Source organism: Streptomyces bambusae (assembly GCF_020532645.1).
Lineage (GTDB): Bacteria > Actinomycetota > Actinomycetes > Streptomycetales > Streptomycetaceae > Streptomyces > Streptomyces bambusae.
The window spans coordinates 40,915-56,864 of sequence record NZ_JAJAUZ010000032.1; the positions used below are offsets into that span (position 1 = coordinate 40,915).

The 15,950-nt window shown below is 75.5% G+C and carries 14 protein-coding genes; 9 read left to right on the forward strand and 5 right to left on the reverse strand.

The features are described from left to right. Positions 1 to 5 precede the first annotated feature (5 nt). The 3 genes from LG634_RS22095 to LG634_RS22105 all read right to left on the reverse strand — a co-directional run bounded on the left by LG634_RS22095 (position 6) and on the right by LG634_RS22105 (position 2,482). Positions 6 to 512, reverse strand: coding sequence for a hypothetical protein (locus LG634_RS22095; RefSeq protein ID WP_226735647.1), 507 nt, complete (start codon positions 510 to 512; stop codon positions 6 to 8). Next, a complete protein-coding gene (locus LG634_RS22100; RefSeq protein WP_226735648.1) occupies positions 464 to 1,633 on the reverse strand; it encodes a glycoside hydrolase family 26 protein in 1,170 nt (389 codons plus the stop codon). The genes LG634_RS22095 and LG634_RS22100 overlap by 49 nt, the downstream gene beginning before the upstream one ends. Before the next feature lie 234 nt (positions 1,634 to 1,867). Beyond that, positions 1,868 to 2,482, reverse strand: a complete 615-nt coding sequence (locus tag LG634_RS22105) for a hypothetical protein (protein ID WP_226735649.1) — start codon at positions 2,480 to 2,482, stop codon at positions 1,868 to 1,870. A gap of 309 nt (positions 2,483 to 2,791) precedes the next feature. Here LG634_RS22105 and LG634_RS22110 point away from each other — a divergent pair, with 309 nt between their 5' ends. The 3 genes from LG634_RS22110 to LG634_RS22120 are packed head-to-tail and all read left to right on the forward strand — an operon-like array spanning position 2,792 to position 6,114. Next, positions 2,792 to 4,084: a flavin-dependent oxidoreductase gene (locus LG634_RS22110; protein ID WP_226735650.1), complete on the forward strand. Its 1,293-nt coding sequence runs from the start codon at positions 2,792 to 2,794 to the stop codon at positions 4,082 to 4,084. Continuing rightward, positions 4,081 to 5,046, forward strand: a complete 966-nt coding sequence (locus LG634_RS22115; RefSeq protein ID WP_226735651.1) for a hypothetical protein — start codon at positions 4,081 to 4,083, stop codon at positions 5,044 to 5,046. The genes LG634_RS22110 and LG634_RS22115 overlap by 4 nt, the downstream gene beginning before the upstream one ends. A 51-nt stretch (positions 5,047 to 5,097) precedes the next feature. After that, positions 5,098 to 6,114 carry a quinone oxidoreductase family protein gene (locus LG634_RS22120; protein WP_226735652.1) on the forward strand — a complete coding sequence of 339 codons (1,017 nt, stop codon included), beginning with the start codon at positions 5,098 to 5,100 and terminating at the stop codon, positions 6,112 to 6,114. Between the two features lie 99 nt (positions 6,115 to 6,213). Here the strand turns inward: LG634_RS22120 and LG634_RS22125 are convergent, their stop codons facing one another. Beyond that, complete coding sequence (locus LG634_RS22125; protein ID WP_226735653.1) at positions 6,214 to 7,110, reverse strand: calcium-binding protein; 897 nt, start codon at positions 7,108 to 7,110, stop codon at positions 6,214 to 6,216. Positions 7,111 to 7,319: 209 nt separating this feature from the next. Here LG634_RS22125 and LG634_RS22130 point away from each other — a divergent pair, with 209 nt between their 5' ends. Together LG634_RS22130 and LG634_RS22135 are read left to right on the forward strand one after the other, a co-directional pair. Continuing rightward, positions 7,320 to 8,717, forward strand: coding sequence for a serine/threonine-protein kinase (locus tag LG634_RS22130; RefSeq protein ID WP_226735654.1), 1,398 nt, complete (start codon positions 7,320 to 7,322; stop codon positions 8,715 to 8,717). Continuing rightward, on the forward strand, positions 8,714 to 11,389 hold the full coding sequence (locus LG634_RS22135; RefSeq protein WP_226735655.1) for a DUF6493 family protein: 2,676 nt from the start codon (positions 8,714 to 8,716) through the stop codon (positions 11,387 to 11,389). Before LG634_RS22130 ends, LG634_RS22135 begins: the two co-directional genes overlap by 4 nt. 27 nt (positions 11,390 to 11,416) lie before the next feature. Here LG634_RS22135 and LG634_RS22140 read toward each other — a convergent pair whose 3' ends face one another. Continuing rightward, complete coding sequence (locus tag LG634_RS22140) at positions 11,417 to 11,986, reverse strand: helix-turn-helix domain-containing protein (protein ID WP_226735656.1); 570 nt, start codon at positions 11,984 to 11,986, stop codon at positions 11,417 to 11,419. A 149-nt stretch (positions 11,987 to 12,135) separates the two neighbouring features. Here LG634_RS22140 and LG634_RS22145 point away from each other — a divergent pair, with 149 nt between their 5' ends. The 4 genes from LG634_RS22145 (at position 12,136) to LG634_RS22160 (ending at position 15,934) form a co-directional block, all read left to right on the forward strand. Further along, positions 12,136 to 12,918 (forward strand): ABC transporter permease, encoded by a 783-nt coding sequence (locus LG634_RS22145; RefSeq protein ID WP_226735657.1) that lies wholly within the window; start codon positions 12,136 to 12,138, stop codon positions 12,916 to 12,918. Then, a complete protein-coding gene (locus LG634_RS22150) occupies positions 12,915 to 13,649 on the forward strand; it encodes an ABC transporter ATP-binding protein (RefSeq protein ID WP_226735658.1) in 735 nt (244 codons plus the stop codon). The genes LG634_RS22145 and LG634_RS22150 overlap by 4 nt, the downstream gene beginning before the upstream one ends. Positions 13,650 to 13,744: 95 nt before the next feature. Beyond that, positions 13,745 to 14,761: an ABC transporter substrate-binding protein gene (locus LG634_RS22155; protein WP_226735659.1), complete on the forward strand. Its 1,017-nt coding sequence runs from the start codon at positions 13,745 to 13,747 to the stop codon at positions 14,759 to 14,761. Between the two features lie 54 nt (positions 14,762 to 14,815). Further along, positions 14,816 to 15,934: an aryl-sulfate sulfotransferase gene (locus LG634_RS22160; RefSeq protein WP_226735660.1), complete on the forward strand. Its 1,119-nt coding sequence runs from the start codon at positions 14,816 to 14,818 to the stop codon at positions 15,932 to 15,934. Positions 15,935 to 15,950 lie beyond the last annotated feature (16 nt).

Sequence of the window (15,950 nt, forward strand, 5' to 3'; positions counted from 1 at the left end):
GCAGTTCAGGAGCCGTCGGGGGCGGCCCGGGGTGCCAGCGGTGTGCCGCAGGAGGAGCAGAAGCGGGCGGTGACCTCGATGGCGTGGCGGTGGCACTGGGAGCAGACGAGGTGGAGGGGGCAGCGGGGGGCGGCGGGTTCGCCGGAGGCGGGACGGCCGATGCTCATGCCGCGCCGTCGCCGGTGCACGGTGAGGACGGACAGGCCGTCCGGGCCGGACTCCAGGGCCCGGGACGCCCCGCGGGGCAGCAGGCCGAGGAAGCCGGGGTCGAGCGGGTGCGCGGTGCCGTCGAGTGTGAGGACGCCCGATCCGGCGACGACGACCAGCATCACGTCGAGATCGCCCTCGGTGTGCGCGGCGACCCGGGCACCGGGCAGGTGGCGCACCAGGTTGGCGTCGAGCTGCCGGTCGGCGCCGCGCAGCCGCCACAGTGCGCCGCTGCGGTCCTCCGCCGCCGCGGCCGTCAGGAGCCCGGCGGCTCCGGCGGTCTCCACGGCCCGCCCGTCTCCCATGGCCGTCTCCCTTGCGCGCGCGTTCCGCCCCATGGGGGCATGATCGCGCATTCGCCGCAGCCGCGGGGCACGTTGGCGCCCGCGGCGGAGCGGCCGCGGGCCTTCGCAGGTTTCAGGGAGCTGCGGAAGACCTGGGCGGAGCGCGGATTCTCCGTGCACTGCCAGACGCCGTGCGGGCAGTAGTCGGTGATGCTGTGGTACAGCGGTTTGTGCCGGGCGATCCAGGCCAGCATGCGGCGCATGTACTCGGGGTTGTCGCCGTTGCGGAACAGGCCCCATTCGGGGTACGAGATGCGCTTGCGGTGGGCCTTGGCGAAGTCGACGTGGTGGCGCAGACCGTACGGCTGGGTGATCTGGTCGTCGAAGTTCTCCCCGGGCGGCTGGTCGTACGAGTCCATGCCGAGGATGTCGACGACGTCGTCGCCGGGGTAGCAGCGGGTCCAGGGGACGGCGTCGCTGCCGCGATTGGGGGCGAAGTCGAAGCGGAACCGCTGGCCCTTCGCGGCGCGCATCTGCGTGACGATGCGCCGCCAGTAGCGCTTCCAGTTCTCGGGGTCGGGCCGGCACCGGTGGGTGTAGTTGAAGCCGTTCATCTCCCAGCCGAGCACCAGCACGGTGTCCGGCAGCCCCAGCGCGACCAGGCGTGCCGCCAGCCGGCGGTAGTGCCGGTCGTATGCGCCCTGGGCGCCGGCGCGGATCCGGCGGGCCACCTCGTCGTCGGGGACGCCGGCCTCGTTGTCCGCCTGCATCGGCACGTTCAGGACGAACAGCCGGTCGGGGCGCGCCTTGCGCCAGCGGGCCCAGGTCAGCAGCGAACTGGGGGCGCCCTCGATGTTCTCCCAGGTGTCCCCGGGCAGGTAGGTGTGCCCGGCGCGCAGGTCGGTGCCGCCGAGCCAGCGCGAGAGCTGCTGCATCCGGTCGACGCCGGGTGAGCCGTAGTGCAGGTAGGCGCCCACCGCCGTCCCGGTGCCGGCCGCGGCCGCCGGAGCGGCTGCCGGGACGGCGGCCGGGGCTCCGGGGGCCTGGCGGGACGGCGGGGCGAGGCCGCCGCCGACGGCGAGGACGGCGGCGGCGACCGCGGTGGTGCAGGCGCCGGCCAGGCGGCGGCCTCGATGGGACATGACGTCTCCGCAGGCTTCGCGAACGGACCGAGGTGCGTGCTTGGCTGCGAGATTAGGCGTGCCGTGCGGTGGTCCGCCCGTCCGGCCGCCCCGTTGCTCGGCCGTTCGCGGGATGCGGCGGCGCTGCGGCTGGACCGGGCGGGTGAACGGTGCAGGCGGCGGCTCGTGGCGGCTCCCCGCCTCGGCCGACGGGCGCGCGGAGACGGGGAGCGGTCGGAGGGGGCCGGGCGGCGCTCAGTCCGTGACCGGGACGGGACGGCGTACGGTCGCGGCGCCCGCACTGGCGGCAGCGGCGGCGTCCAGATGGTTCGCCCGGAGCATCGCGTAGGCGGTGCGCAGGTCGTGGGTGCGGACCCGGCGGCGGGCCGCGAAGGCGGTGAGGTCGCCCGCGCACTGGAGTTCCCAGCGGGGGAAGCGGCGGCGGGCCGTGGCCACACGGGCGCTGGGGGCGAAGTACAGCATGGTGGTGTTCTCGTGCGGGTTGTGCGCCGAACCCTCGTAGATCATCTGGCCGGCGGTCTCCAGCCGGTCCGCCAGCCGGGCGAGGCTGCGTTCGTCGGGCCGGTCGATGAACAGCCCCACGTGGTTCTCGAAGCCGTGGACGCGTTCCTCCCGGCCGATGCTCTCGGTGTACGCCGGGCTGCAGCGCGGGAAGAGGAAGACCTCGACCTCGGGGGCCAGGCAGGCGGTGAGGCGCAGCCGGGTCACCCGTATGTCGGTGTCCTCGGGCAGCCAGTGACGCTCCACCAGGCGGCGCTTCACCAGGACGCTCGGTATGGTGGTCGCGGCCGGCCAGCCGTTTTCCTCGAAGTACTCGAGAGCGGACTCCACCGTTTCCGGGAACAGCAACGTCGCACAGTGGGAAACGACGCAGCCGCTCTTTATCTCCCGTTTGAGATCTCCGGGTATCCAGGGCGGCAGGAGGGAATCGAGCGGTTCCCTGGAAGCGTGGAGGGCGTAGTCAACAGCATGCTGGAGGCGCTGTGCGTCGCACGGCTCGAACGTCGCGTGGTGCATGTCGCAGCCTTTCTGTTGCCGACACCCGATTAAAGCCATTTCACCCGTCAGGCGGCACTCGCCCATGGTCCAATCGGGTGACTGGATGTCACTGACCTGCACTGATCGCAAACAGTGGGCTCTTCCCCGGAGGTAGAAGGCATGTCGCCGTACGGTCGAATAGATTCCCCGCGGATCCTGATCGCGGGAGCCGGAATCGGTGGATTGACAACGGCTTTGAGTCTTCATGCCGCCGGATTGCACGACGTACGGATCCTGGAGGCGTGCCCGAATCTCCGGGAGATCGGCGCGGGAATCAACCTCCAGCCCGCCGCCGTACGGGAACTGACCGAACTCGGTCTGGCGGACGCGCTGGACGGCATGGCCGTGGCGTGCGGGCGGCTGGAGTTCCACCACCGGTACGGCGGCCTGATCTGGGGCGAGCCGCGCGGGCGGGGCGCCGGCTACGACTGGCCCCAGTACTCCGTGCACCGGGCCCGCCTCCAGGAACTGCTGCTGACCGCGGTACGCGACCGGCTCGGCCCCGAGGCGGTGGTCACCGGGCGCCGGGTGGTCCGGTACGAGCACGCGGAGGGCGGGCCCGGCGTGCGGGTGCACGTCAGGGACGGCTCCGGCCCGTACTCCTGCGACCTGCTGATCGGCGCGGACGGCATCAACTCGGCGGTGCGCGCCACGATGTTCCCCCAGGAGGGGCCGCCGCTCGGCAACGGGATATGGATGTGGCGCGGGGTGACGGAGGGACCCGCGTTCCTCGATGGGCGCACGATGGTGATCGTGGGCTGCAATGCGCGGGTGAAGGCCGTCGCCTACCCGGTCTCGCGGCCCGGCCGGGACGGCCGCTGCCTGATCAACTGGGTGGTGGAGAGCCGTACCGACGAGGAGCACGGGGACGAGGGGACCCGGGCGGGCGCCGACTGGGACCGGTCGGTTCCGGCGGCGGACGTGCTGGCCCATCTCGACGGCTGGCGCAGCGAGTTCCTCGACCTGCACGCCACCATCTCCGCGGCGCCGCTGATCGGCCGGTACCCGATGATCGACCGGGATCCGCTGCCGACCTGGCGGGACGGCCGGGTGGTCCTCCTCGGCGACGCCGCGCACCCGGTGTACCCGACCGGCTCCAACGGCGCCTCGCAGGCGATCGTCGACGCCCGGGTGCTGGCGTACGAACTCGCCCACCACGGCATCGACGCGGCCCTCGCCCGGTACGAGGAGGCCCGACTGCCTCAGACCACGCGCATCCTGGGCGCGCACCGGCGGCTGGAGCCCGACCCGGTGCTCCGGCAGGTGGAGGCGCTGGCCCCGGACGGCTTCCTCGACATACGCGACGTGCTGCCGGAGGACGGGCTGGAGGACATCAAGTCCTGCACCCGCCAGGTCACGGGCGTGGACGCCGCAGCACTGAACTCGCGGTCCTCCTGGAGCGTGGCGGTATGAGCCGGGCCCGGTGGCGGGTCGGGGCGGTGGTGGGGGCGTCGGTGGCGCTGCTCGCGGCGCTGGGGTCCGCCGCCGGGCTGCCGACGGCGCGGACCGGGGCCGTGGCGCAGGCGCGGGCCTGCTCCGACGGGACCGTGGTGGGCGGTACGGGGGGCTGCGCGCGCTACGGTCCGGCGGCGCGGCTGGGCGGCGGCACGGTGCGGACGTTCAGCACGTACGAGGGCGGGGTGCCGAAGACGCTGGGCGTGTCCCTGACCGCCGGGGCCGTCGCCGGGCTGCCGACGGCGGCGAACGACGGCCGGCACTGCTTCGACGCGGACGCCGACGGTCACACGGACGGCACGCACGAGTGCGTCGGCGGCCACAGCCTGGAGCTGGCGCTGCCCGCGGGCTCGGCCGGACTCCCGTTCCGGTGGGTCCTGCTGAACTGGAACCCGCACGGGCACAATCCGCACGGCCGCTACGACGTCGCCCACTTCGACGTGCACTTCTACCTGGTCCCGCCGGAGGTCCGGGCGGGCATCCGGACCGGCCGGTGCGCCCTGCTCATCGCGTGCGACCAGCTGGCCGAGGCCGCCGAGCCGGTGCCGGCCGCGTACCTGCCCGCGGGCTACCCGGCGAGCAGCCCGCAGACGGCGGAGGGTGCGATGGGGGCGCACCTGGACAGCCGGCCGCCGTCGGACGGCACGCTGCGCGGGCAGACGTTCATCTACGGCGCGTACGGCGGCGGGCTCGTCTTCATGGAGCCGATGGTCACCCGGGACCTGCTGCTGCAGCAGCGGACCGGGGCCGCCCACCGCACCTGCGAGCCGGTCCCCCAGCCGGCCGCCTGGCGCACCCCCGGCTGGTACCCGACGCGGTACTGCACCGCCTACCGGGCGGCCGAGGACGACTACACGGTGTCGCTGACGGACTTCGTCCACTCGGCGGCGGCGCACCGGGGCTGGCCGGCCGGCCGCTGACCGGCCCGGCCCGGCGGACATCTCCCCTTCTCACCCGTTCGGAGGCAGTTCATGTATGCAGCCGTGGTCCACGCGCTGGGGCAGCCGCCCCGGTACGAGTCCGTGCCCGAGCCCGTGCCGGCGGCCGGCGAGGTGGTGGTGGAGGTCCTTGCGGCCGCGCTGTCCCCGCTGGTGCGCTCGTTCGCGTCGGGCGGCCATTACACCGGGGGCTCGGCCCTGCCGCTGGTGCCGGGGTTCGACGGGGTGGGCCGGACCGCGGACGGCGACGTCGTGTACGTGTCCGGGCTGGAGCCGCCGCACGGCACCATGGCCGAGCGGGTCGCCGTGCCGGTGGCGGCGCTGATGCCGGTGCCGGCGGGGCTGGACCCGGTCGCGGTGGCCGCCGTGATGAATCCCGCGTCCTCGGCGTGGATCGCGCTGCGGGAGCGGGCGGTGGTGCGCGCGGGCGCGTCGGTGCTGGTGCTCGGCGCCACGGGCAACGCGGGCCGGGCCGCGGTGCGGCTGGCCGTCGACCAGGGGGCGTCCTCGGTGGTGGCGGCCGGCCGGGACGCCGACGCGCTGGCGGCGGTGGCGGGGCTGGGGGCGGGCCGCACGGTCGTGCTCGCCGGGTCCGACGAGGAGGTGGCGGCGGCGTTCGGTGCGGCCGCGGCCGATGTGGACATCGTGCTGGACTACCTGTGGGGGCGGCCCGCCGAACTGGCTCTGGACGGCATCCTGCGCCACCGGGCGGATCTCGCGCGGCCGCTGCGGTGGGTGCAGGTGGGCTCGGCCGCGGGCCCCGACATGACGCTGCCGTCCGCCTGGCTGCGGAAGGCGGACGTACGGCTGTACGGCAGCGGGCTGGGCTCGATCCCGGGGGTGCGCCGGGCCGCTGCGCTGCGGGAACTGCTGGCGCGGCTGCCGGTGCTGGAGACGGGCGGCGCGGCGGTGGCGGTGCCGCTGGCGGAGGTCGGGGCGGCCTGGTCGGCGCCGGTGCGGTCGGGAGCGCGGCTCGTGTTCGTCCCCGGGGGCGGTGCCGGCGCGGACCGCAGCGGGTGGGAGGCGGCCGGGGAGCGGGAGCCGGTCTGAGCGCGCTCCGGTACGGGTCTTCCGGCACGGGACGTGCGCAGCGGCCGGGCGGGGTGTGACCCGTCCGGCCGCTTGCCCGGCGTGGTGATCGTCCGGCCTTTACGGGGCTGCCGGGGTGGCGGGTGTGCACTGGAGGAGGACGTCGGCGCCGCCCTTGCCGTCGCAGGTGTCGGCGGCCTCGCCGCCGCCGTCCATCACGTCGTTGCCGCCGACGGCCTCGGCGGCGGGGGCCGGGGCGGGCGTGTCGGGTGCGGGCTTGGCCGGTGCGGGCCTGGCGGGCTGGGGCTTGGCGTTGGGGTCGCGGCCGGGCCGGGAGGCCTCGCCGGAGTCACCGCCGTGGGCGATCTTGCCGGAGTTGCTGTCCCCGATGATCGCGTCGGTGCCGGCGCCGCCGACGAGGACGTCGTTGCCGTTGCCGTCGGCCGTGGCCTCGGCGGAGGAGTCGCCGGTCATCTCGTCGTTGCCGGCGCCGCCGTCGAGGATGTCGTTGCCGCCGCCGGAGGCGTTGATGCCGCCGCGGCTGTCGCCGACCATGTGGTCGTCCCCGTCGCCGCCGAAGACGAGGTCGTTGCCGCCGCCGGAGGCGCTGGCGCCGAAGGCGATGCTGTCGCCGCCGACCCGGTCGTCGCCGGCCCCGCCGTAGACGACGTCGTTGCCGCCGCCCTCGACGGCGGCCCGGGTGCCGACCAGGTCGCCGCGGACCAGGTCGTTGCCGTCGCCGCCGTCGACCCGGTCGTTGCCGAGGCCGCCGGCGACGGTGTCGTTGCCGCCCATGCCGCACAGCAGGTCGTCGCCGCCGAGGCCGTCGATGGTGTCGGCGCCGTCCGAGCCGACGATGACGTCCCTGCCTTCGGTGCCGGTGAGCTTGCCGGCGCCGGTGAGGGTGGCCGGCTGGCCGAAGCACGTGGTCTCGCCGTCGCCGACGGCCGAACCGGTGACCCCGAGGGTCAGCAGCGCGGCCACCGCCAGCATGGTGAGGGGTTGTCGGTGTTTCACGCGAACCTCCTGTTGTCGACGTGCCGCGGGCGGCGCCGGCGGCCCGGATCGCGTCGACCGTAGGACGTGAACCCCTCAGGACCTCCCATCCCGTCGCACGGCCCGTCAGATCCCGCTCGATCGGCGCACACGGCCGCGGGAGCGCCCGGCTGTGGACAACTGGCGGTGGCCCCGGAGCGTTGTCAGTGCCGGGTCCTACGTTGACGCCCATGAGCCGTTCCGTTCAGGCACTTGCCTATGCGCGCCCGTCCGCCCTCACCGCCGGCACCGGCCGACGTCTCCTCGGCCTGGAGACGGCCGGCGGGCTGACGCCCGCCGGTCCCGAAGCCCATCCGCAGTTCTTCGCAGGGTTCCTGAGTTCGCCTCAGGCAGCGGCCCGGGGCCTGCTCGCGGTCGCGGACGTCGCCGCCGCGCGCTACCACCAGCGGACCCTGCGGGCCTCACTCGACCCGGTGGTGACGGCCAACGGGGACCGGCTCCGTTTTGAATCGTTCTCGGGGTGCTGCGGGGTGTACGCGCGGCTCGACGTGCTGCCGGAGGGGCTCGACGGCGCCGACACGGGGCACGGCACCACCAACGTGGACGTGAACAATCCGCTGCGGCAGGCCCTTTCGCGGCTGGCCGGCGACGAGCCGCTGCACCTGCGGGTCGGTCCCGACGAGCTGGCCGTCACCACGCTGGAGGGGCCGGTCGTGGAGAAGAAGGTGCCGCTGCCCGACCGCTGGCTGCGCGGGTTCGCCGAATCGCAGGTGGCCACGGCCGGGTTCGACCTGCGGGCCGAGCTGTCCGCGGCCGAGGCGGTGCGCTTCCTGCGGGCGCTCCCCCGCACCCCCGGCACCGGCGCCCCGCTGTGGGTCGTACCGGCCGGCCGGACGCTGCGGCCGACCACCCGGCCCGTGGCCGGCGCCGTCTGCCTGCCCGGACCGGACCGGCTGGCCGCCTTCCAGCGGGTGCTGCGGCACGCCACCGGGCTGCGCGCGTACGGGCCGGCCGGCCACGACGGCGCCGCGACCGCCACCGCCTGGGAGGTCACGCTGCCCGGCATGCGGCTCACCCTGACCCTGTCCCCGGAGCCGGCCCGCGGCTTCTCCGGGGAGGGCGGCGTCCTGGAGGCCCTCGCCACCGACGAGGCCGCCGCCGATGCCGAACTGGTGTCCGTACTGCTGGCGTGGGAGCCGCGCGTCGACGTCGCCGACCTCGCGGACCAGAGCGGGCTGAGCGCAGCGCGGGTGCGGGCCGCCCTGGTCCGGCTGGGCACCGCGGGCCGGGTCGGCTACGACGCCGCCGAGGCCGCGTACTTCCACCGCGAACTCCCCTACGACGCACGGCGGGCCGAGCGGCACAACCCGCGCCTCGTGGCGGCCCGGGCCCTGGTGGCCGACGGGGCCGTCGCCCTGCACGGCGACGGTACGGCCACCGTCCGGTCGGGTGAGCGCAGCTACCAGGTCCGCGAGCAGGCGGGCGGTGTGCTCGGCTGCACGTGCCTGTGGTGGGCCGACCACCGGGGCCGCCGCGGCCCCTGCAAGCACACCCTCGCCGTCCGTACCGCCCGGCGCGCGGCGCAGTCCGCCGCCGGTTCCCCCGCAACCTCCGGAGCAGCCCGATGAACGCCCTTCTCGACGCCGTCCGCGCCGGCCGCCCCGACCTGGTCGGCGGCCTGCTCGACCCGCTTTCCGAGGCCGACCGGCGCGGCCTGCTGCCCGAACTGACGGCTCTGCGGCGGGAAGTCCGCGGCTGGGACTGGAGCCGCCGCTGGGACGAGGGGAACGTGCTGCGCGCCCTGCACCTCGCGGGGGCCGGCTGCCACACCGGTGCGGCGGCCGCCGCGGCCTGGATAGCCGCCCGTGAGCTGCGCGAGGGGCGGCAGGGCCCGGACGCCGGGGCGCTGGCGGCGGTGCTGGCCGGCCGTGCGCCGGCGTGGCGGGCGGACGTCGCCCACCGGCTCGCCGGCCGGGCCACGACCGTCACAGAGGACTACCCGCTGATCCGGGCCCTGCTCGCGGACACAGGTGCGCCCGTCCCGGCGAGCGACGGCTTCGTGCACGCCTGGGTCGGCGCCACTGCCACCGGCGACGGCGGGGCGCGCCGGCGGAGCCGGGACGCGGGCCGGCCCGGGCCGTTGCGGGTGGCGCTGCGCGAGGACCCGTGCGTGCGGGAACTCGTACTCCTGCTGTTCGAGACGGCCGAACCGGCGCCCGGGCTGGGCTGGTACGAGGATCCGGCGGCGCCCGGGCGCTGGCCGGCGGAGCTGGCGCGGCTGGCGGCAGAGGGCGTGGTGGAGCGCGGCCGGCTCGTGGACGGCAGTGTGGCCAGGCTGCTGCGCGGGGGCCGGGCCGGACAGCTGCGCTTCTACGCGGATCTGCTGGACGTCCTGGAGCTGACCGTGGACGAGCAGGCGGAGCGGACCTCCGACTGGATCGCGCTGGCCGCCGACGCGGAATCGCCGCTGGCGGGGCGGGCGCAGCGGATCCTGTCGGGGCTGTCCGAGGCGGGCAGGCTGCCGGCGGGGCGGCTGGCGGAGATGTCCTCGGCGGTGCTGTTCCGGCCGGAGAAGAAGCTCGTGCGCGCCCAGCTGGTGCTGCTGGGCAAGGCGCTGCGGCGGGGGCGGGACGACCGGTCCGTGCTGCTGCCGGCGGTCGCGGCGGCGTTCGGGCATGCGGATGCCGCGCTCCAGGAGCGGGCGCTGAAGCTGGTGGCGGCGCATCTGCGGCCCGAGGACGGGGCGTTGCGGGAGGAGCTGGCGTGCGAGGCGGAGCAGCTGGGGCCGGGGCTGCGGCGGGCGGCCTGCGAACTGCTGGGCGGGGACGTGCCTGTCGGGCCGGCGGACGGGTACGAGGAGACGCTGCCGGCACCGCCGGGGCACCGCCGGCTGGGCGTGGGCGGGTCGGTGGCGGAGACCGTCGAGCTGGTCGCCGCCCTGCTGCACTCCTCGTCGCCGGACGTCGTCGAGACGGAATCGGCGCTCGATCTGCTGGTGCGGCACGCCCATCGGGACCGGGCCGCGCTGGCGGCCGCGCTGCAGCCGGCGGTGGCCGACCGGTACTGGGCGCGGGAGGGCATGGGGCGGACGCACCCGGACCATCTGGCGGGGCTGGAGCTCGTCGCGGCCGCGGTGCTGGACCGGTTGGACGTGCGGGGCCTGCGGGCGGGCGGGAAGTCCTGGCCGGCGGGTTCCGGGCAGGACTGCGTCCACGAGGCGCTGGACCGGGTGGAGGGGGCCCGGGCGCACGAGGTGGCGCTGCGGATGCCGGCCGAGCCGCTGCCGTTCCTGCTGGCCACGCCGAGCTGGGACTCCGGGTCGCTGGAGCCGCTGGACCTCGTCGAGCGGCTGGCGGAGTACCGGCGGCTCGGGGTGCGCCCGGCTCCGGTCGACTTCGCGCAGGCGCTGCTGCGGCTCCGGCACGAGCCGGAGGCGGCTCCGGCGGCGGCCGGGCTCGGCACGCCGTGGGGCGATCGGCTGGCGCAGTGGCTCGGTGACGGTGGCAGCAGCGCGGGTCCCGAGCGGCTCTTCCGCCGGGTCGAGCAGGCGGGTTCCACGGCCCGGTACGAGGGGGGATGGCGGCAGGAGACGGTGGGCCGGGTCGTCGTGGAGGCCGCGGAGCGCCCGGCGTTCCAGGCGTTGCCTCCGGTGTTCCACCGGCTGGGCCGCCCGTTCTCGACGCACACGGTGCGCTGCTGGCACTGGGTCGGCGGGCGCCGTCCGTACCACATGGTGCTGCCGGAGGACCGCGAGACGCAGGCGCTGTGGCTGCTGCCGGACCTGACCGCGGGTGCGACGCTGGGGGAACGCCGGGCCGGGGCGGTGCTGTCCGCGCTGGCGGAACTGGGCGGGCCGGCGGGCCCGGTGCTGCACCTCGCGGTGGCGACCGGGCTGGGTGCCCGGCATGCGGAGGACCGGCTGGCGGCGGTCGACGCCCTGCTGGTCCTCGCGGCGCGCGGCGAGCTGGACGCCGTCCGGCTGGGCCGGGACCTGGCCGAGCTGCTGGAGCTCGGCACGGTGAAGCCGAACCGGCTGGCGGACGCGGCGCGGACGGCCGCCGCGACGGGCGCTTTCGCGACCACGTGGGCCGTCCTGTCCACCGCCCTCCCCGCCGTCCTGACCGCCGGCCCGCCCCGTGGCGCCGGCGACGTCCTGGCCGTCGCCGCCGACTGCGCGGAGCGCTGCGCGGCAGCCGGTCCGATGCCGGACGGGCTCGCCGCCGCTGCGGCCCGCAAGGGCACTTCGCAGCTGGTGACCCAGGCCCGCAGGCTGCGGGACGCGCTGGGCGCGGCCTGCTGACGGGGCGCCGGCGGCCGGCGCTGCGGGTCAGCCGCCGGCGGTGACGAGGAGGGTGCGGGCCGGTTCGTCGCCGAAGAGGCGGCAGCGGTGCGGGAGGTCGCCGCGGTGGTGGGCGCTCCGGCCTGCGGTCAGGGTCAGCGGTTCCTCGCCCTCCACTTCCAGCACGACGGCGCCGGACAGCACGTAGAGGAAGTCCTCGCCCGGGTGCCGGAACCAGCCGCGCTCGCCGAGTCCGGGCTCGAAGTGGTGCTCGTAGGCCTCCATCAGTGCGCTGCTGCCCCCCGGGATGAGGACCCGGGCGATCTGCCCGGCGGCCTCGCTGACGCGGATGACCTGGGGGTCGCGCTCGTGGCTGACGGTGCCGGGCTCGCCGGGGGCGCGCAGGAAGGTGCCGGGCGCCACGTCCAGGGCTTCGGCGATCCGGTAGATGGAGGTGAGGCTGGGCGTGGCCAGGCCGCGTTCGAGCTGGCTGAGGAAGGGCTGGGACAGGCCGGAGCGGGTGGCGAGCGCGGCCATGGTGACCCCGCGCTGCTTGCGGCAGGCGCGGATCACCCGGCCGACCTCGATCGCTTCGGGGGTGGGTTCGGGGCGCGTCACGATCGTGAACGTACCTCATGGGACACGGGGGTCCGGGGCTGCCGGGAAGGTCTGGCGGCGCTCTGGTGGAACGTTTCGTACTGCTGAAACAGCCCGTTCATAGACCTCGTCAATTATTGACCTCACTTATCCGTATGTGAGGAGGCCCCGTGCACGCCACCCCAACCCCACCGGGTCCCGCGGCCCTCGGCCGCCTCGGGCCCGCCCTGGCCGCAGCCGGGGCCGCACTCGGACTCTGGTACGCCCTGGCCCGCTCGGGTGCGGTGGCCCCGGGGCTGCTGCCCACACCCGGCCAGACCGTGGCGGCCCTGGCCGACGGCGCCCGGGACGGCACCCTGGCCGGTGACCTCGCGGCCAGTCTGGCCCGCGCCGGGCAGGGCTTCGCGCTGGGAGCCCTGCTCGGCTCCGCGCTGGGCTTCGCCACCGGCCACCTGCCGTGGCTCTCGGCGGCGGTCACCCCCCTGGTCTCGTTCCTGCGGCCGATCCCGGCCATCGCCCTGGTGCCGCTGGCCACCGCCTGGTTCGGGATCGGCGAGACCGCGAAGCGGCTGCTGATCGCCTACGCCGTGCTGCTCGCGGTGTGGCTGTACGTGCACGACGGGGTGTCACGGGTTCCGGTGACGCACCTGCGGGCCGCGCGGAGCCTCGGGGCCCCGCTGCACCGGAGGTTCGCCGAGGTGCTGCTGCCCGCGGCCGCGCCGGCGCTGCTGGCGGCGCTGCGGTACGGGGCGTCGGTGGCCCTGCTGGCACTGGTGGCCGCGGAACTCGGCGGTGCGGAGGCCGGGTTGGCGTACCGGCTGCAGGTGGACGGGCAGTTCCTCCGGGTGGACCGGATGTTCGCCGGGCTGCTGGTCCTGGGCGTCCTCGGGGTGGCCGTGGACCTGCTGCTGGCCGCGGCCGGCCGCCGGTTCGCGCACTGGGGGCCGTCGTGAGCCGCCCGGTGCGCATCGAAGGCCTGGCGGTCGGCTACGGCGGATCCCGGCGGCGGCCTGCCGCACCGGTGCTGGAGCGCACGGACCTGGACCTGCCAGCAGGTTCGTTCACGGCCCTGCTGGGGCCGAGCGGCTGCGGCAAGTCGACCGTGCTGGGTGCGGTCGCGGGCTTCGTCCGGCCGACGGCGGGGCGGATCACGGTCGCGGGCGTCCCCGTGACGGGGCCGGGTCCGGACCGCGGGCTGGTGTTCCAGCAGTACGCGCTGTTCCCGTGGCGCACGGCCCGCGGCAACGTCGAGTTCGCCCTCAAGCGCCTCGGGCTGCGCCGGGCAGAGCGGCGGACCCGCGCGCTGGCCGCACTGGCCGAGGTCGGCCTGGCCGAGGGGGCGGAGAAGTATCCCGCGCAGCTGTCCGGCGGCATGCAGCAGCGGGTGGCGCTGGCCCGGGCACTCGCCGCGGAGCCCGACGTCCTGCTGCTGGACGAGCCGTTCGGTGCGCTGGACGCACTGACCCGGTCCCGCATGCAGGAGTTGCTGCGCGGTCTGTGGCAACGGACCGGGCTGACCGTGCTGTTCGTCACCCACGACATCGACGAGGCCCTGGCGCTCGCCGAACGGGTCGTGGTGCTCGGCGGCTCGCCCGGGCGGGTGCTGGCCGACCATGCGGTGCCGCCCGGGCCGCCGGATCCCGGCCTGCGGGAACTGGTCGCCGCCCACCTCGCCGCCGGCTGACCCGGCGCCCGTCCCCGCTCCGACCCTCCCCCGCTCCGCGCCTTCCCTGCTCGGCGCCCCTCCCTCTTCGTGTTCCCTCCTCCGAAAGGTTCCGTGTGTCCAGATTCCGTATCCCGGCCGCCACCCTGATCGGCGTCGTCGCCGTCCTGACCGCCGTCACGTCCGGCTGCTCCGCCGGTACCACAGGTGCCGCCTCCGAGGCGGATGCCGCCGGCCGTACCGCCGTCACCCTCGCCGGCAGCGACCACCTCGGCGGGGCACCCGTACACATCGCGCAGGCGCGGAAGTTGTGGGCGGCCGAGAGGGTCGATGCCCGGATCGTCATGCTGTCCACCGGGCGGGACGCGCTCAACGCGGTGCTGGGAGGTCAGGCCCAGCTGGGTGTGGTGGGCGACCTGCCCGCCGTCACCGCCGCGCTCGGTGGCCGTGACGTGCGGATCGTCGCCGAGCTGTCGAGGTTCTCCGACTGGCGGCTGCTGACCCGCTCCGACCGTGCGATCACCGGCTTCCCCGCGCTGAAGGGCCGCCGGGTCGGCGTGCCGCAGGGCACCAACGTGGAGTACGCGCTGTCACGGATGCTCGGCTCGGCCGGGCTCACGGCGGCCGACGTCACGGTGGTCAACCTCGCCCCGAACCAGGTTCCCCCGGCGCTCGCCCGCGGCGACATCGACGCCGGCGTGACCTTCCCCGGCTTCTACGACGCGGCCCGCACCGCCTTGGGCGGGCGCTACGCCGAGGTCCGGTTCACCGGGTACACGGCGCGGACGCTGCTGGTCGCCGGCCCGACCGCCCGGGACACGGCCACCACGGCGGTGCTGCGCACCCTGGTCCGGGCCGGGCGCGCACAGGCCGCCGACCCGGCACGGGCGCAACGCGACGTGGTGGCGCAGTCCAACGGCGCCGTCCAGTCGGCCTACGCAGCCGCCTTCCAGCCCAAGTACGCGTACGGCACGACCCTTTCGGCCGGGCTGCTGGACCAGCTGGCGGCCGAGGCCGCCTGGGCCAAGTCCACGCAGGGGCTGCCCGGCCCGGCCGACCGGCGGGCGCTGCGGGCCCGTGTGCACCCGGCGCCGCTCACGTCCGTCGACCCGGCAGCCGTCACGCTCCCCTGACCGGGGCCTCCCCACTTCCCCCTTTCCTTCAACTCACCGACAGGAGCCCTCCCCATGACCGTCGACCAGAACACCCTGCGCCGCCGCGGACTCGGGCTGCGCGCCCACGACCCCGAGCGCAGCCACGGCGGCTACACCCTCTACACCCCGATCGCCGGCCCGGGCGAAGTCCGGCTCGTCGACATCGAGGGGGCGGTCGTCCACACCTGGACCTCGCCCCACCCGCCGGGCCGGCACGGCCGGCTGCTGCCGAACGGAAACCTCTTCTACCAGGGCAAGGACACCTCCGGCCCGTCCCTCTTCCCCATCTGGGACGTCTACCACGGCGGCATCCTCCAGGAGATCGCCCCCGACGGCACGGTCGTCCGCGAGGTCCGTCACCCGTTCCACCACCACGACGCGTCGGTCCTGGCCAACGGGAACCTCGCCGTGCTCGCGGTGGAGCCGCTCGATCCGGCGGACGCGGCCCGGATCCGGGGCGGGATCCCCGGCTCGGAGGCGCCCGGCGGGGTGGTCTACGGGGACGTCGTGTACGAGCTCACGTGGAGCGGCGAAGTGGTCTGGCGGTGGGCGGCGATCGAGCACCTGGATCCCGCGCAGGTGCCGCTCGACCCGCATTTCGCCCGCGAGCACTGGCCGATGGCGAACACGGTCAACGAACTCGCCGACGGCGGGCTCGTCGTGGGCTTCCGCAGTGCGTCCACCACCGTGGCCGTGGACCGCGGCAACGGGTCGGTGCGCTGGCGGATCGGGCCGGACGTGCTGGCACAGCAGCACTACCCGCACGAGCTGCCCGGCGGCACGGTCCTGGTCTTCGACAACGGCACCTACCGGGACACCACCTCGGTCCCGTACTCGCGGGTCCTGGAACTCGACCCGCGCACCGGCGAGGAGCTGTGGGCGTACGAGGACAACCCGCCGCAGAACTTTTACAGCCCGTACATGTCGAGCGCCCAGCGGCTGCCGAACGGCAACACGTTCATCGCCGAGGGCTCGTTCGGGCGGCTCTTCGAGGTGACCCCGGACGGAGACGTGGTGTGGGAGTTCGTGGTGCCGGAGTTCGGGGCGTTCGGCGCGGGCGTGGGGCTGGAGTCCTCGCGCGGGGCCCAGAACGCGGTGTTCCGCGCGTACCGGTACGCGGCCGGGGAGATTCCCTGGCTCACGGGTTCCTGACGGCGGGGTGCGGGGG

Bases quoted from the DNA above. Each gene is read 5' to 3' on its own strand.
- LG634_RS22130 (WP_226735654.1), top strand. From the start codon at position 7,320: ATGAGCCGTTCCGTTCAGGCACTTGCCTATGCGCGCCCGTCCGCCCTC.
- LG634_RS22160 (WP_226735660.1), top strand. From the start codon at position 14,816: ATGACCGTCGACCAGAACACCCTGCGCCGCCGCGGACTCGGGCTGCGC.
- LG634_RS22110 (WP_226735650.1), top strand. From the start codon at position 2,792: ATGTCGCCGTACGGTCGAATAGATTCCCCGCGGATCCTGATCGCGGGA.
- LG634_RS22135 (WP_226735655.1), top strand. From the start codon at position 8,714: ATGAACGCCCTTCTCGACGCCGTCCGCGCCGGCCGCCCCGACCTGGTC.
- LG634_RS22100 (WP_226735648.1), bottom strand. From the start codon at position 1,633: ATGTCCCATCGAGGCCGCCGCCTGGCCGGCGCCTGCACCACCGCGGTC.
- LG634_RS22120 (WP_226735652.1), top strand. From the start codon at position 5,098: ATGTATGCAGCCGTGGTCCACGCGCTGGGGCAGCCGCCCCGGTACGAG.
- LG634_RS22115 (WP_226735651.1), top strand. From the start codon at position 4,081: ATGAGCCGGGCCCGGTGGCGGGTCGGGGCGGTGGTGGGGGCGTCGGTG.
- LG634_RS22095 (WP_226735647.1), bottom strand. From the start codon at position 512: ATGGGAGACGGGCGGGCCGTGGAGACCGCCGGAGCCGCCGGGCTCCTG.